The sequence below is a fragment of the Kitasatospora sp. SolWspMP-SS2h genome (assembly GCF_003259315.1).
In the GTDB taxonomy this organism is placed as follows: domain Bacteria; phylum Actinomycetota; class Actinomycetes; order Streptomycetales; family Streptomycetaceae; genus Kitasatospora; species Kitasatospora fiedleri.
Map to the genome: position 1 here is coordinate 106,040 of NZ_QLLT01000017.1, position 15,514 is coordinate 121,553.

The 15,514-nt window shown below is 76.0% G+C and carries 14 protein-coding genes; 8 read left to right on the forward strand and 6 right to left on the reverse strand.

The features are described 5' to 3' along the window. Positions 1-34 precede the first annotated feature (34 nt). Together K353_RS21895 and K353_RS35900 are read right to left on the reverse strand one after the other, a co-directional pair. Positions 35-1,765 carry a methyltransferase gene (locus K353_RS21895; RefSeq protein WP_111555247.1) on the reverse strand — a complete coding sequence of 577 codons (1,731 nt, stop codon included), beginning with the start codon at positions 1,763-1,765 and terminating at the stop codon, positions 35-37. Between the two features lie 77 nt (positions 1,766-1,842). Continuing rightward, entirely contained in the window at positions 1,843-2,163 is a 321-nt protein-coding gene (locus K353_RS35900) for a hypothetical protein (protein ID WP_233533754.1), read from the reverse strand. Here K353_RS35900 and K353_RS37245 point away from each other — a divergent pair. From K353_RS37245 to K353_RS21930, 7 genes are all read left to right on the forward strand, one after another. Beyond that, positions 2,047-2,766, forward strand: a complete 720-nt coding sequence (locus tag K353_RS37245) for a hypothetical protein (protein ID WP_370447631.1) — start codon at positions 2,047-2,049, stop codon at positions 2,764-2,766. The two genes, K353_RS35900 and K353_RS37245, sit on opposite strands and share 117 nt — an antisense overlap. Before the next feature lie 28 nt (positions 2,767-2,794). Continuing rightward, on the forward strand, positions 2,795-3,142 hold the full coding sequence (locus K353_RS21905) for a PRC-barrel domain-containing protein (RefSeq protein ID WP_111555249.1): 348 nt from the start codon (positions 2,795-2,797) through the stop codon (positions 3,140-3,142). Positions 3,143-3,369: 227 nt separating this feature from the next. Continuing rightward, positions 3,370-4,164 carry a ferritin-like domain-containing protein gene (locus tag K353_RS21910; RefSeq protein ID WP_233533737.1) on the forward strand — a complete coding sequence of 265 codons (795 nt, stop codon included), beginning with the start codon at positions 3,370-3,372 and terminating at the stop codon, positions 4,162-4,164. Then, complete coding sequence (locus tag K353_RS36615; protein ID WP_255410753.1) at positions 4,161-4,970, forward strand: ferritin-like domain-containing protein; 810 nt, start codon at positions 4,161-4,163, stop codon at positions 4,968-4,970. The genes K353_RS21910 and K353_RS36615 overlap by 4 nt, the downstream gene beginning before the upstream one ends. Positions 4,971-5,053: 83 nt before the next feature. Further along, complete coding sequence (locus tag K353_RS21920) at positions 5,054-5,518, forward strand: cupredoxin domain-containing protein (protein WP_111555251.1); 465 nt, start codon at positions 5,054-5,056, stop codon at positions 5,516-5,518. Between the two features lie 235 nt (positions 5,519-5,753). Continuing rightward, complete coding sequence (locus K353_RS36930; protein ID WP_305000324.1) at positions 5,754-7,577, forward strand: nickel/cobalt transporter; 1,824 nt, start codon at positions 5,754-5,756, stop codon at positions 7,575-7,577. Between the two features lie 30 nt (positions 7,578-7,607). Further along, positions 7,608-7,976 (forward strand): hypothetical protein, encoded by a 369-nt coding sequence (locus K353_RS21930; RefSeq protein ID WP_111555252.1) that lies wholly within the window; start codon positions 7,608-7,610, stop codon positions 7,974-7,976. A 20-nt stretch (positions 7,977-7,996) separates the two neighbouring features. On the opposite strand, the gene K353_RS21935 is transcribed toward K353_RS21930, so the two are convergent. From K353_RS21935 to K353_RS21950, 4 genes are all read right to left on the reverse strand, one after another. Further along, the gene (locus tag K353_RS21935; protein ID WP_111555253.1) at positions 7,997-9,316 is read right to left on the reverse strand and encodes a lipopolysaccharide assembly protein LapB; all 1,320 of its coding nucleotides are present in this window, start codon (positions 9,314-9,316) and stop codon (positions 7,997-7,999) included. Continuing rightward, the gene (locus K353_RS21940) at positions 9,313-10,533 is read right to left on the reverse strand and encodes a class F sortase (RefSeq protein ID WP_146616539.1); all 1,221 of its coding nucleotides are present in this window, start codon (positions 10,531-10,533) and stop codon (positions 9,313-9,315) included. Before K353_RS21940 ends, K353_RS21935 begins: the two co-directional genes overlap by 4 nt. A gap of 53 nt (positions 10,534-10,586) precedes the next feature. Next, a complete protein-coding gene (locus K353_RS21945; protein WP_111555255.1) occupies positions 10,587-12,224 on the reverse strand; it encodes a DUF4331 domain-containing protein in 1,638 nt (545 codons plus the stop codon). A gap of 249 nt (positions 12,225-12,473) precedes the next feature. After that, the gene (locus K353_RS21950; RefSeq protein ID WP_146616540.1) at positions 12,474-13,346 is read right to left on the reverse strand and encodes a LuxR C-terminal-related transcriptional regulator; all 873 of its coding nucleotides are present in this window, start codon (positions 13,344-13,346) and stop codon (positions 12,474-12,476) included. Between the two features lie 505 nt (positions 13,347-13,851). Between K353_RS21950 and K353_RS21955 the strand changes: the two genes are divergently transcribed. Then, complete coding sequence (locus K353_RS21955; RefSeq protein ID WP_158585458.1) at positions 13,852-15,417, forward strand: nitroreductase family protein; 1,566 nt, start codon at positions 13,852-13,854, stop codon at positions 15,415-15,417. The last annotated feature ends 97 nt before the right edge of the window (positions 15,418-15,514 follow it).

Below are 15,514 nucleotides of genomic sequence, written 5' to 3' on the forward strand. Positions count from 1 at the left end.
TGCCGTTCCGGGGGAGTGCCCCCGGGCGGGGCGGTCACTCGGTCCGGCAGCCGGTCCGGGCGGCGAGGAGCTGGTCGCCGAGCAGGGTGACGGGGTGGTCGTCCCCGGTGACGGCCAGGACGGTGCGCACCCCTGCCCGGGCCAGGGCCGCGTGCCAGCGCGGGGCGCCGGGCGGGGGCGCGTCGGGGTCGGTCCGGGGGTCGTGCGGGTGCAGGTGGGGGAGGAACGCGTCGCGGACCAGGAACTCCAGGCGGGTGCGCACGGGTTCGTTGAGCAGCAGCCATCCGCCGGGGGCGAGCAGTGCGGTCAGCCGCCGGGCGGCGAGGTCCGGGTCGGGGGCGCGGGCCAGCGCGCCGTCGGCGACCACCACGTCGAACGGGCCGGTGACGGCCCCGGGCCCGGGGCCGGGCTCGTGCAGGTCGAAGCGGGCGTACCGCAGGTGCGGGTGGCGGCCGACCCGGGCGCGGACGGCGGCCAGCAGTAGGTCGGACGGGTCGGTGCAGAGGTAGTCGGCGGCGGGGGCGGTCCGGTCCGCGAGGGCCCGGGTGATCTCGCCGGTGGCGGTGCCGGGGCCGGCGGCGAGTTCCAGCACCCGCAGCGGTCCGGGCCCGGGGTGGTCGGCGGCGATCCGCCGCAGGGCCGCGGCGAGGACGGCGGCGCGGTAGCGGCCCGCCGCGGTCCTGGCCGCGAGGGCCTCGATCACCCGGGTGCTGCCCTTGGGCAGCAGCAGGGCGGCGGCCTGCTGTTCGCCGGTGAGCAGGGTGGGCAGCCGTTCGGCGGCGGTGCGCAGGTGGTCGATGACGGTGGCCGAGCCGAGCCGGCCGGTCCAGGCGTCGGCGGCCGACTGCCAGGCGCGGGCGGTGTCCGCCGGGTGGACCGGCCGCGTCGCGGCGAACAGCTCGCCCCGGCGGGTCGTCAGCCCGTGCCGGGTCAGCTCGGCCAGCCAGCGTCCGACCAGCCGGTGGTGGGCGGGGGCGACCCGGGCCGCGCGCAGGATCTCGGGGAGCCGGTGGCCGCGGCCGGGTTCTTCGAGGACGCCGTCGCGGCGCAGGGCGAGCAGCATCGAGGAGAGCACGGCGGCGTCCAGGCGGGCGGTGAACACCCGGGCCTGTTCGGCGCTGACGCCGATGAGCCGCTTCCAGGCCGCGTCGGTGGCGGCGGCGGCGACCTCGCGCAGGGCGGTGTCCGCGCTCTCGGCGTCGCTGCGGGGCGCGCGGACGTGCGCCACGACCGCGCCCAGCGCCTCGACGGCGGCGTACACGTCCTGTTGGCGCGGTTCGGGGCCGACGTGCAGCACCCGGCGCAGGTTGTCCAGGTCCTGAGCGTGCTGGTCGCCCAACTCGCTGATCTGCCAGAGCAGTTCGGAGGGCAGGCTGAGGTGGGTGGAGCGCGAGCGGGCCAGCTCGGCGAGCAGCTCGGCCGGCGGCCGGTCCGGGTCGCCGTGGACGACCGTGCCGCCGGCCAGCAGGGTGGCCAGGGCCAGTTCGACGCCCAGGCCGGTCGGCGGCAGCAGCACGGTGTGCCGGATCGGCGGCGGTCCGAGGACGCTCGCCCAGTACCGCAGCCGGCGCTCGTGCGGGTCCGACTCGCGGGTCGCCGCCCGGGCGGCCCGGACCCGGGCGGCCACGGCCTGCGACAGCGCGTCGGCGGGCACCGTGCCGGTCAGCAGCGCGGCGCCGCTGACCGGCCGGCCGTCGTCGCCGATCAGCGCCGGGCGTTCGGCGAGGCCGCGCAGGGCGGTCACGAGCGGGGGGACGGAATCCACGGGGGGCGCTCCGGGGTCGGCGTGGGGGCGGCACCACTGAACCACGGACCACACCAGAATGACAATCGTTATCGTATTCACTGAATGGCGCCGCCGCCGTTCCGGTGCGGGCGCCCGGGCGGCGGCTGGAAGTGGATCTCGCCGAACCGGCCCCAGACTGTCGCCATTTGAAGCAGCGTCAACCGGAGGAACCCGCCGTGGCCGTGCAGCAGAGCGATCGGGTGGTGGCCGCAGCGGACCGGGTGATCGAGGAGAGCGAACGCCGCGGCGGGACCCGGCTGGTGTGCGCCTCCGGCATCAGCCCGGCGGGCCCGGTCCACCTGGGCAACCTGCGCGAGATCGTGGTGCCGCACTCCGTAACCGACGAACTCCGCCGTCGCGGCCCGGACTGCCGCCACCTGCTCTCCTGGACGAGCCGCTGGCGAGCCCGGACCGGGCCCGGCCGCGACTCGACCGCGCCCAGGAGTGGGTGCGCGCCCACGTCCCGGCGCAGGACCGCACCCAGGTGCGCACCGAGCCCGACGCGGAGCGGCCGGCCCGGCTGGCCGAGGACGAACGGACGGCGCTCAAGCTCCTGGTGGAGGGCCTGGACGCGAACTGGTCCCTCGCCGGGCCGACCTCGCCGGTGTACGGCGTCCCGAAGCCGCGGGCCGGGCTGCCGCTGGACGCCCCGGCATCACCGGAGCCGAAGACGGCCCGGCGCGAGCTGTTCGCCCTGCTCCACGAACTCCTGGTCGGCCGCGACACCAGCCCCCGGCTGCCCACCCTGCTGCCGGCCCCGGACGCGGACCGCATCCGGTCGCCGCCGGCCACCGGCCAGCCCGGCCGCGCGGCACGAGGACCGGAGGACCGGGCCCGGTGCCTGCCGGGAGGGCGCGACGACCGCCGGCCGGTCCGTGCACGGCCGGGAGACCCCGGAGCCCGGGGACGGTCCGCCGGTTCGCCGGAGCGGCTGTTCCCCCGCATGTTCGCCGGAGACCGGGGCAGGCGGCTCCCCGTAAGCGCAACGGAGCGTACGAGGAGGCAGCGATGACCGAGGGCATGTGGGACTACACGGCCGCTGAGGGCTACACCACGGGTTCCGACCTGACGGGGTACCGGGTCGAGGCGACGGACGGCCACATCGGCAAGGTCGACAAGCACACCGTGGAGGTCGGCGCGGGCTACCTCGTGGTCGACACCGGCCCGTGGATCTTCGGCCGCGAGGTGCTGCTCCCGGCGGGCACCGTCACCCGGGTCGACGACCAGGAGAAGACGGTCTGGGTGAACCGCTCCAAGGACGAGGTGAAGGACTCGCCGGAGTACGACCGGGAGGCGCACGCCGACGACCCGGCCTACCGCCACCAGGTCGGCGGCTACTACGGCGGCACCGTCTGACCGCCCGACCCGTCCCGCCGGGGCCCCGCGTCTTCGGACGCGGGGCCCCGGCGCGCGTGCGGGCGGCGCCGTGACGGGGGAGGGAGAGGACCTCGCCGGCCCGGCCCCCCCCGCGTTCACCCGCGCGGGTGAACAGTCGGCCGGGGCCAAGCCGCGCCCGGTCCGGTGCCGAAGGACTCGCGAGCGGGGTGCGGAGTTGGCCGGGCCCCGGACCGAGACGAGGCATGATGGCCACAGAGCACATCGACTCCCGGCTGCTCGCGGAACTCACCGAGCAGTCGGAGGACTTGAACAGCGACGCGCAGCGGATCACCCGCACCGCACTGACCGGGTTCGCGCAGGTGACCGAACCGCGTCGGCGCTGGTGGCAGCGGAGCGGGGTGCTGGCCGGCGCGGCGGGCGCCGCCGCGCTGTGGGGCACCTCGCGGGCGCTGGCCGCCTCGGCCTCGGCGAGCGCGGACGACGTGATGGCGCTGCAGACCGCGGCGTCGATCGAGAACCTCGCGGTGAGCGTCTACCAGACCGCCGCCGCCCTGCCGTTCATCAAGGACGGCAACAAGACGGTGGCCGCGTTCATCACCAAGACCACCGCCCAGCACCAGGCCCACGCCCAGGCGTTCAACTCCGCCGCCACCCAGGCCGGCGGCAAGGCCCAGGACCAGCCCGACCCGAAGTACAAGGCCGTGGTCGACCAGGCGCTGCCCACCATCAAGGGCCCCGCGGACGTGGTGAAGCTGGCCATCACCCTGGAGGACGTGGCCGCACAGACCTACACCAAGAACGTCTCCCAGGTCTCCTCGCCCGAACTGCGCAAGCTGTTCGCCTCGGTGGCCCCGGTCGAGGCGCAGCACCGCGCGGTACTGCTGGCCGTGCAGGCCCTGCTGGCGGGCAACGCCGCCGACCTGATCGCCATCCCCGTCGACCCGGCCAAGCTGCCGGCCGCCGCGGGCAGCGTCGGCTTCCCCGACGCCTTCTACAAGACCCAGAACGCTTCGCCGATCACCGAGGGGGCCGTCAAGTGAGCACCGACTGGGAACTGCCGATCAGCGAACAGCAGTTGGCGCGCCTGACCCGGGACATGGAGGAGGCCCACCGGGAGACCCTGCCCGCGATGCGGGCCGGCGCCCTCGACCTGGCCGCCGAGCTGCGCACCCGCCCCGCCCCGCAGGAGCCCGGCCGCCGCCGCTTCCTGCTGGGCGTGGGCGGGGCCGCCGCCGCGCTGACCCTGGCCGCCTGCTCCAGCGGCAAGTCCGCCACCTCGCCCGCCCCGAACCCCTCCTCGACGCCCGCCTCCGGCGCCGCGTCCGGCTCGGCGTCGGGCCAGTACACCGGCGACCTGAAGGTGGTGGCGCTGGCCACCGCGCTGGAGAACCAGGCCGTGGGCGCCTACCAGGCCGCCCTGGACGCCGCCAAGGCCGGCAAGCTCGGCACCGTCCCGCCCGCCGTGGCGACCTTCATCACCACCGCGATGGGCCAGCACGCCGACCACGCCAAGGCGTGGAACGGCGTGCTGACCGGCGCGGGCAAGCCCGCGATCACCGACGTCCCGCTGTCCAACCAGCCCGCCACCCTGGACGCGCTCGGCAAGGCGGCCACCGTCGGCGACGTCGCCCAACTCGCCCTCCAGCTGGAGAACCAGGCCGCGCAGACCTACCTGTTCGCGACCTACAACGTCACCAGCCCCGGCGGCATCGCCACCGCCGCCACCATCGCCCCCGTCGAGGCCATGCACGCCGCGATCCTCCACTACGTCCTGGGCCAGTACCCCGTCCCCGACGACTTCCTCCCCGTCGACAAGGCCGCCAACCCCGCCCTGCTCACCGTCTGAACGGGTTCCCGCCCGCCGGACCCGCTGCCCGCACCGGGTCCGGCGCGCCGGGAACTGCGCCCGCGTCAAGGGAAGGCCCCTCCGTGACCCGCACCACCGGCCGGCCGTCGGCCGTCCTCGCCCTGGTCGCCGCCCTCACCGCCGTGCTGGCCGCCGGGTGCTCCAGCAGCGCCCCCGCCCCGGCGTCGACGTCCACCGGCCCGAGCGCCACGGCCTCGAACGGCACGGGCGCGCCCTCCGGCAGCACCGGCGGTTCCAGCAGCACCGGCAACAGCGGCAGTTCCCGCAGCACCGCGGCGACCACCGTGTCGATCAAGGACTTCAAATTCAGTCCCGGCACCCTCACCGTCGCCCCCGGCGCCACGGTCACCGTCACCAACCAGGACTCCACCACCCACACCCTGACCTCGGCCGGCCAGAAAGCCTTCGACACCGGCAGCATCGCCCCCGGCGCCACCGCGACCTTCACCGCCCCGGACACCCCCGGCCCCTACCCCTACCTCTGCACCATCCACCAGTTCATGACCGGCACCCTCACCGTCCAGTAGCCCCGACCGCGACCCGCGGCGCCCGCCGCCCCCGACGGGGGGGCGGGCCCGGTGCCGGGCGCGCCCCCGCGGTTGCCCCGTGCGGGTGACCCCCCGGCAGGTCGCGGCGGTACCGGTCCCCGGCGGGGCGAACGGGCACCAAGGTGGTGCCGGGGTGTCTCGCCCCGATCCCCTCTTCCCCGCCGGGCCGGGCCCGTCGGCCGTGGACCGCCCGGCCGTCTCCCTGGAGGCCCGCGTGCAGGCAGCGCGATTCCTCGCCGGAACAGGTGCCGCCGCGGCGGCCACCCTGTGCCTGCTGATGGTCGGCGCACCCGCCGCCGACGCCCACCCGCTGGGCAACTTCTCCCTCAACCACTACCTCGGCCTCACCGTCCGGCCCGACACCGTCGAGGCCCTCGCCGTCACCGACGCCGCCGAGATCCCCACCCTCCAGGAGCAGCCGAAGGTCGACCGCGACGGCGACGGCACCGCCGACGACGCCGAACGCGCGGCCTGGGCGGACGCGCAGTGCGGCCTGACGGTCCAGCACCTCCGGGTGACGGCCGGTCCGGACGCGGCGCCGCTGACCTGGCGGACCGACTCGGCGCGGTTCCGCTACGAGGACGGCTCGGCCGGCCTGCGCACCAGCCGGCTCGAATGCGTGCTCCACGCCGACCTGCGGCTGCCCGCCGCCGGGAGCGAGATCCGGGTGACCGCCGGGAACGACCCGGGCCGGGTGGGCTGGAACGAGATCACCGCGCGCGGCGACGGCGTGACGCTGGACGGCTCCGACGTCCCGGCCGAGTCGGTCTCCAAGGAACTGCAGGACTACCCGAGGGACCTGCTGGACAGCCCCAGCGGCATCACCCACGCCCGGTTCCTGGCCCGGCCCGGCGGCGCCGCCGCACCTGCGGGAGCGGCGGCCGTCCGGGCGGACGGCTCCGGGCCGACCGCCTGGCTGGCCGGCCTGAACACCCGCCTCGCCGGGATCGGCGCCGCCGAGCGGCTGACCGTCCCCCTCGGCCTGCTCGCGGTCCTGCTCTCCCTCGTGCTCGGCGCCGGACACGCCCTGCTGCCCGGGCACGGCAAGACGGTGATGGCGGCCTACCTGGCCGGCCGGCGCGGACGCACCCGCGACGCCGTCACCGTCGGCGCGACCGTCACGGTGACCCACACCGCCGGGGTCATCGTCATCGGCCTGGGCCTGACCACGTTCTCCTCGCTGGCCGGCGACGTGCTGCTGGGCCGGCTGGGCGTGCTCAGCGGCGCGCTGGTCGTCCTGGTGGGCGCCGGCCTGCTGCGCGACGCCGTCCGCCGCTCCCGCCGGGCCCGCCCGCACGGCCGCCTCCCGCACCCCCAACCGGGCGCCGACGACGCCGAGGCCAGGGAGGCCAGGGAACTCGCCCACGCCGCCGCCCACGCCGCGGGCACCCCGCACGACCACGACCCGCACCCGGAACCGGACGGCCACCACCCGCACGCCGAGACCCACCACGGCCACGCGCGCACGGCGGTCGCCGAGCACGACCACGGCCACGCGCACACGGCGGTCGCCGAGCACGACCACGGCCACGACCACGAGCACCCGCACAGCCACGATCACGACCACGACCACCCGCACGATCACGGCCATGACCACAGCCATGACCACGACCACGGTCATGACCACGGCGGGCACCTGACGCACGGTCACCACGGCCACCGCCACGGCCTGTTCGGCGGCCACCACCGGCACGACCCCGCCGCCGCCACGAGTCGGCGCAACCTGATCGGTCTCGGCATCGCCGGCGGCCTGGTCCCCAGCCCGTCCGCGCTGGTGGTGCTGCTCGGCGCGATCGCCCTCGGCCGGACGCTGTTCGGCGCGGCCCTGGTGGTCGCGTACGGCGTGGGCATGGCCGCCACCCTGACCGCCGTCGGCCTGCTCCTGGTCCGGGTCGGCGACCGGCTGGCCGCCGTGCGGAGCGGGTCGGTCGCCGGGCGCCTCCACCGGCTCGCCCCGTACAGCGGGCTGCTCACCGCGCTGCTGATCCTGGCCGTCGGGCTGGGACTGGTCGTCCGCAGCCTGCCCTCGACCCTCTGAACCACCCGTACCCGCCGGAGGAAGACCCCCGTGGACCGCAGCCGTACCCGCCCGACCCGCCCCACCCGCCCGTTCCTGCTCCTCGCCGTCGCCGCCGCAGCCGCCGTGCTGCTCACCGGCTGCGGCGGCGGGGAGCGGGACGGGAGCTTCGACGCCCAGCCCGGCACGCCGTCGCCGAGCTGCCTCCCGCACCAGAGCCGGGAACCGGGCACCAGGTACACCGGCGGTGAGAAGTCCGATCCGACGGCCGTGCTGGAGATGATGCGGTTCTACACCGCCAACGGGACCAAGGCGTACTGCGACGGCAAGCCGCCGACGGCCGTCGACCGCCGGTGGACGGAGCTGTACACCGGTCTGGGCGGCGACGCGGGACACGTGGCGGCGCCGCCGCCGAAGTGACGGCCCCGCCGGCCCGCGGCTCAGCTCCCGGGCGGGAGTTCGGCCAGGGCGGCGCGGGCGGCGGGGGCGTGCAGCGGGTGGAAGGCGGGGTCGGTCGCCAGCGCCGTCCCGAACTCGGTGCGCGCCTCGTCGTTCCGGCCGAGCGCGCGCAGGATCACGGCGCGGTGGTAGTGGAAGAGCGCGTTGCGGGTGCCGAGCGCGAGCGCCTCGTCGGACTCCCGCAGGGCCTCCGCGTCGCGGCCGACGGCGTGCAGGGCCCAGGCGTAGGCGTCGTGGGTGTCCAGGAACGGGCGGGTGCGCAGGCCCTGTTCGGCGATCGCGACGGCGGTGGCCGGGTCGCCGTGGTCGGCTTCGAACAGGGCGGCGTCGGCGTCGAGCGTCACACCGTTGCCGGTGAACAGCTTCCACTCGGCGCGCAGCACCCGGTACTGCTCCTCGGCCTCCGCGGTGCGGCCCAACGACTGGAGCAGCTCGCCGAGTTCGAGGACGTACTCGGGCTGCGGCACCTGGGCGGTCGCCCGCCGGAGGTCGGTGACGGCCTCGTCGCTGCGGCCGAGCGCGGCCTCGGCCCGGCCCCTGGCCTCCAGCAGCGAGGCGGTGCCGGGTGCGGCGCGCAGGCCCGTCTCGGCCTGGGCGAGGGCACCGGCCGGGTCGCCGCTGCCGAGTGCCAGCAGGCTGAGGTGGTAGAGCGCGAAGGCCCGGTCGGCGGCGGTGTTGGCGTCGTCGAGGGCGCGTTTCATCAGCGCGGTGGCCGCGGCGGTGTCGCCGCGCAGCTCCCAGGTGTAGGAGGCGCGGGCGAGGGAGGGGGTGCCGGGCTTGAGGTCGACCATGCGCTGCGCGGCGTCGAACGACTCGGGGTAGCGGCCGAGTTGGGTGCAGGCGTCGGCGAGCGTCCCGTAGAGGGTGGAGTTGTCGGGGTTGATCGCGATCGCCCGCTGCGACCAGTCGAGGGCCGCGGTGAAGTCGTGGCGGGCGCCGGTGAGGGCGGCCATGCCGGCCATCGCGGTGAAGTTGCCGTCGGGGTCGGTGCTCAGCGAACGGGTGAGGACGTCCTCCGCCTTCGGGTAGTACGACGGATCGGCGGTGATCTTGGCCTGCTGGACGTACGCCAGGCCCAGGGAGGCCATCGCGAGGGCGTCGTCGGGCGTGCTCCGCAGGTGCTCCTGCAACCCGCGGATGTCCCCGGCCAGACCGGTGTCGGCGGTGTCCTGGCCCGGGGGCCGCTCCGGGGCCGGGGCACCGCCGCGCTGCGGGGCGAGGCCGAGGCCGCCGGCCAGGAACAGGCCCACGCCGAGGGCGGTGGCGACGGCGGCGGGCAGCAGACGGCGGCGTCGGTTCACTGCGGTACTCCGGGGTGCTGGGCGGGCGGGGGCGTGGCGCCGGTCGGGGCGGCGGAGGCGGCGGCCCGCGCCGGGACGGCGAAGACCACCAGGTTGGCGGGGTAGGTGTGCTGTCCGTGGTCGTAGACGCCGTCGCAGGTGATCAGGCGCAGGCTCGGTCCGGGGGTGTCGCCGAAGACCTGCTCGGCGGGGAACCCCTGCTTGTCGTAGCTGCGCAGGGCCTGGACGGTGAACGCGGTGCCGGTCCCGTCCGCCGCCAGGACGTCGATGCCGTCGCCCGGACGCAGCACGGACAGGCCCGCGAACACCGCCGGGCCGGTGAGGGAGTCGACGTGGCCGACGATCACCGCGGTGCCGGGGCCGCCCGGGGCGGGACCCTGGCTCCACCAGCCCGCGACGTCCGGGTCCGCGGGCGCGGCGAGGTGCCCGTCCTCCTGCACCTGGAGGTCGCTGAGCCCGGTGTCGACACCGATCCGGGGAATGCGCAGCCGGACGGGCGGAGCGACCGGCGCGCGGCCGGCCTCCGACGCGGTCGGTGCGGTCGGCGCGGCGACGGGCGCCGCGCCGTGCACGGTGGCGGGCAACTCGCCGACATCGACGCCCTGCGCGACGGCGGGCACCGCCGGACGGTCGACGACAGCCGCCACACCGAGCCCGGCCAACGCCAGCCCCGCCGCCACCGCACCCGCCCCCACCACCCGGCACGGCCCGAACGCCCGGACGGCGGCACCGGCCCGGCCGACGACCGTCCCGCCCTGCTCCTCACCCGGGCCGGCGGGCGGACGAGCCTCCTGCGCGCGGGTCAGGGCGTCGCGGACGGCGACCCGGGCTCGCGCCACGGCCGCACCGGCCCGCCCGGTGATCGTCTTGCTGCGCTCCTCACCCGGGTCGGCGGGCGGGCGGGCTTCTTCCGCGCGGGTCAGGGCGTTGCAGACGGCAGCACTGTCCTGCGTCGCGGCGGTATCGGCCCGGTGGGTGGCCGTCTTGCCCTGCTCCCCGCCCGGGCCGGCGGGCGGACGAGCCTCCTGCGTGCGGGTCAGGGCGTCGCGGGAGGCGGCCCCGGCTCGCTTCGCGGCGGCACGGGCCCGGTCGGTGGCCGTCCCGCCCTGCTCCTCACCCGGGCCGACCGGCGGGCGGCCCTCCCGTGTGCGGGTCAGGGCGGCGCGGACGGCCGCTGCGGCGGCGCCGGCCCGGGGGAGGGCGGCCTGGGGCCGCACGACGGCCGGCCGGCCGCTCGCGGGGAGCGGCCGGCCGGCCCGTTCGGGCGGTGTCACGAGCGGGCGGAGCGGCGGCGCAGCGCCAGTACGCCCGCCGCCGACACCAGCACGCCGCCGGCCATCGCGGCTGCCCCGGCGATCGGGAAGCCGCCGACGGACAGCCCGCCGAAGCCGGCCTCGACGGAGCCGCCGGGGTTGTCGGAGACGGCCTGGTTGACGGCGGCGGTGTTGGGCAGCGCCACGTAGGGGAAGTGGTGGCCGAAGGCGTGGTCGTTGGCGTTCACGCCGTCCCCGGCGGCCAGCGCGGGCACCAGGGTCCCGGTCTGCGCGGCGCCCTCGGCGGCCTGCAGGGTGATGTCGACGACGTCGTCGGCCAGGCGGCGGCCGTTCGGGAAGCCCGCCAGGTCGCCCGCGAGCACGCCGAGCCGGTTGGGGGCGGCGGCCGGGGCGACGCCCATGTTCAGGCGCAGCTCCTCGGAGGGCACGAAGCCGTCCTTCTTGACGTCCTTGTTGAGCAGCTGCGAGTTCAGGTCGGCCTGGACCGGCCCGCACGCCTTGCAGATGCCGGTCAGGAAGATCTCCACCAGGTCGTTGCGCGGCGCCGCCGGGGCGGGGATGCCGTAGATGCTCTGGACGAGCTTGGGCACGATCGGGTCCTTGACCTTGTCGACCACGGGGGTGACGGTGTGGTCCTGGTCCGGGGTCAGCGCGTTGAAGGCGTCCTTGTACTTGATCGGCACGACGACCTCGTTGACGAGCGGGTTGCCCAGCCGGGACACCTGCCGCCAGTCGCCCTCGGCCTTGCCCTCGCCGCCCTTGTCCCCGCCGGCCTTGCCCTCGCCGCCCTTGTCCGCGACGACGGCGCCCTTGCGGTCGGTGGTGGACCACACCCCGATCACCGGGTTGCGCTCGGCGTCGCCCTTCAGCGCCAGGCTCGTCTTCGGCACCTGGAGGGCGATGGTGTTGACGTTGTAGCCGGTCAGGGTGTCGTGGCCGGACTCCTTGAGGTTCCCGCCGTAGAGCAGGTCGAAGACCCGCAGGTCGAGGAAGAACGGGTCGTCGGCCTGGCCGGCGAAGCTCTGCCCGCCGTCGGGAAGGTCCACGACGGCCTGCTTGCGCAGCGAGCCGTAGTCGGGCATCGACGCCTTGCCGACGTTCGACGGCGCGACGGGGGCGTCCTTGAGCAGGACCTTGCACCTCCCGTCCGGGCCGGTGACCGTGAGGGTGTAGGTCTGGCGGTAGTTCAGGTTCGGGTCGTCCAGCGACTTCACCACGCCGGTGTTGTACAGGAACTGGTTGGCGTCGTCGCGGTAGTGGCTGGCGAACGCCCAGGTGTAGGTGGTGTCGGGCTTGCCGTCGCCGTCGCTGTCGATCTTGATGGTGTAGTGCGCGTCGTCGGCGAACGGATAGAAGTTCGGGCCGCCGTTCGGCTCCTCGAACGGGATCCAGTTCGCCACCAGGGTGACGGTGTCGGGCTTGTCCGGGCTGACGAACGCGTACACGTCCGTGTTGTCGGCCCGCGGGTCGCCCGAGATGAGCGGCGCCTCCCGGTGGCTGGAGGCGTGGCCCACTCCGGGGGCGAGGCCGACGAGGGCGCCGGCGGCGGCGAGGGCCAGCACCCCGAGGCCCGCCATGGGCTTCTCGGAACGGCGGGCGAGGGAGGACAGCTTCGAGGACGGCGGACGCTGCATGATCTGCGCTTTCGTGAGGGGGACCCGGATCGCACCGCGCGGCCCCCGTGGGAAGGGGGACCGCGCGTTCCGAACCGCCGGCTCCGGCGGCGGCGGTAGGGGCAGACCTGAGAACCCGTCAGACGGCTGCAGGTGTATGCCCGACATAAGAGCACCACGGCCCGGGTCCGGCCGCGCCCGCTGTTGGGCCGTCAGGGAGGTGTCGGCCGCGTGCGGCATCCGAGGGGAGCGGCCCCGGCCCCCGTCGGGTCAGCGGCGGCCGTCGTGCGGGGGCGGCGGGACCAGCCAGCCGCGGGCCTGGGCGGCCGTGCCCGCGCTGAACCGGCTGGTGGCGTCGAGCTGCTCCAGCAGCTCCCGGACGATGCGGCGCATGGTGCGGGAGGAGACGCCGATCTCCCGGGCGATCGCCTCGTCCTTGTAGCCGAGCTGCATCAGGCGCAGCACCTGGTACTGGCGTGCGGTGGGGCCGGTGCGGGAGGGCGGGGCGAGTTCGGCCGGCCGGGCGTCCTGCCAGCAGAACTCGAAGGTCTGCGCGAACAGGCTGACCAGGCCGGGGTTGCGCACCACCGCGACCGCGGGCTCCGCGCAGTCCCCGCCGTCCCCGCCGTTCCCGCAGGTCGGTGCCGGGACCAGGGCGAGGCCGGTGTCGAGCACGGTCAGCCGGTAGGGGAGGGTCGCCGAGGTGCGGATCTGCGCGCCCGCCCGGCGCAGCGCCTTCAGGTGGGCCCGGCCGCGCGGCACCCGGAGCATCGACTCGCTGTGGATGGTCCGGACGGCCACCCCGCGCCCCAGCACCTCCTCGTCCCGGCGGCGGGCGGCCAGCAGCAGCGACGCCGGCAGCGGCGTTCCGGGGTGCATGCTGAGGATGCGGCCGGTGGCCGTCGCGACGGTGTCCTCCAGCAGCTGCCGGACCTCCGACTCGCCCCGGAACACCTCCACCCCGTGGCCGCTCAGCCGGTCCAGGTGGGCGGGGAGCGCGCCGGTCCGGACCTCGGCCAACCTGCGGTCCAACTCATCGACCTTGCAGGCCAGTTCGCCGATGGCCTGGCGGGCCGAGTGGAGGATGCGGCCCATCTGGGCCTCGGGTAGCGACGGCTCGGGCCGGTCGGGCTGAAGCTGCATGGGCGCGCCCCCAGGTCTTCTCGACACCCCCGTATCGACTGCGACCGGTGCGTGCTCCCCCAAGGGGCGCGCACGGTCGGTTGCGCCGTGTGCACGAACAGCAACCATGCTGCGCCACGGTCCGCGACCGAACAACCCACATCTCAGCCATCGGACAGCGGCGCGATGTGGCCTGCGTCACAGCGTGAGGCGCGGCTGCTTCGTGCTCCGACGGCCGGTCGGGGCCATGGCCGGACTGAGCCATCGGCGTTCGCTGGACAGCCTCGGCGGTCGGCTGGTTGGTTTGCGAGTGGCCGCTGAGTGGTCGGTGCCGTCTCACCAGGAGAGACGGATCGTGGACGCACACCGACGGGCGGGGTTCCACCACGGCCGTTCTCCGACGCGCCGAGCCGTGCACCGGCCGACCCGCGCCGACCCGGCCGGCGGGCCGGAACGCCGGTCCGATCCGGGGCCGACCCCGTTCCCCGAGGTGCACCACCACCGATCCGAGAACGCGAGAGGACCCATGGGCGTCGAAGAGTTGACCAATCCGCTGCTGGCCGGGTTCTGGAACGAGACGCGCCTGCGATCGAACCTGGAGGCCGTCTCCCCGGCCGTCGGTCAGCCCGACCCGGGCCTGAGCGCCCAGTGGACCCGGATCGCCGCGGCCCTCGGACTGGGGTACGGCGAACGCTCGGGCGCGGTGATCACCAAGGGCAAGACCCTGATGCGGGCCCGCACCACGCCGTCCGCCGGGGCGCTCTACCCCTTCGAGGTGCTGGTGGCGTTCCAGGACGGCCATGCGTACGCGCTCTACCACTACGACGCGGCCGGTTGCAGCCTGCGCCGCCTGGCCGCCGTCGACCGCCGCGACCTGGCCGACCTGCTGGCCGGCTCCGTCCGGCCCGCCGACCCGCTCGCTGCCGACCCGCTGACCGCCGACGGCGCGCACCCCGCCGAACTGCCCGCCGCCGTGGTCGCGGTGGTGGCCCGGCCCTGGCACGCCATGCGCAAGTACGGGCGGCGCGGCTACCTCTACACCCACCTCGACGGCGCCCACGCCGCCACCAACATCGCGCTCGCCGCCGCCGACGCCGGTTTCGCCCCCGCCGTCCGGCTGCGCTTCGACCGCCGCGCCCTGTCCCGGCTCTTCGGCCTGGAGAACCTCTGCCGGGAACCCCAGGCGCTGGTCACCCTGACCGCTCCCGCCGGGCCCGCGACTACCGGGCCCGCCCCCGCCGGGCCCGGCCGCGCCCCGCGGCCCAACCCGTTCGCGGTGCCGATCTGGTGGCACGACGGCGGCCGCGGCCTGGAGCAGCCCGACGGGCCCGAACGCGAAGCCTGGGACCTGGTCAGCCCGGTCAGCACCTACCACCAACCCCGGGACCTGGCCCGGCGGTTCGGCACCACCCCGGCGATCCGCCCGGCCGCCGCTGGCACCGCGCCGCTGGCGCTGACCGGCCGGGACGCCGACCCGCTCGCCGACTTCGGCGCGGTCGTGCTCGACCGGCAGTCCGCCAAGGGCTTCCTGGCGAAACCGCTCGACGCCGACGCGCTCGGCCGGGCGCTGGCCGCCGTCCGCGGCGGCATCGCCGTCGACTGCGCCGACGGGCCGCTGGCCGGGCTGCGGCTGCTGGTCCGCAACGTCGACGGACTGCCGGCCGGCGCCTACGAGTACGACCCGGACGGGCACCGGCTGCTGCCGGTCGGCGGCGACGGCGGCTCGGAGGAGGCGGTGGTCGCGGCCTGCATGAACCAGGGCGTGGCGGCCGGCTGCGCCGCCCTGGTCGCGCTGCACGCCCCGGTCCGCCAACTGCTCGGCGAACGCGGCCAGCAGGGCCTGGCCGAACTGCACTTCCACGCCGCCAGCGCCGCCCAGCGGCTCTGCCTCGGCGCCGCCGCGCAGCACGTCGGGATCACCTGCCTGGGCGGCTTCGACGCCGGTCGGATCGCCGAACTCGCCCTGCTGGACGACCAGGAGGAGGTCATCTACGTCGTCGCGGTCGGCGTCGCCGACGAGAACGCCGTCAAGTGGGACCGGGCCCCGGTCGCCTACAGCCACGCCCGCGACCCCCGGCAGCAGCCCGGCTGAGCCCGGCTGAGCCCGGCCCGGACCGGACCCGCGGCCGAGCCGGACGCCGGTGCCGAGCCCCGACCACGCCGAGATCCGATCACGCCGAGACCCGATC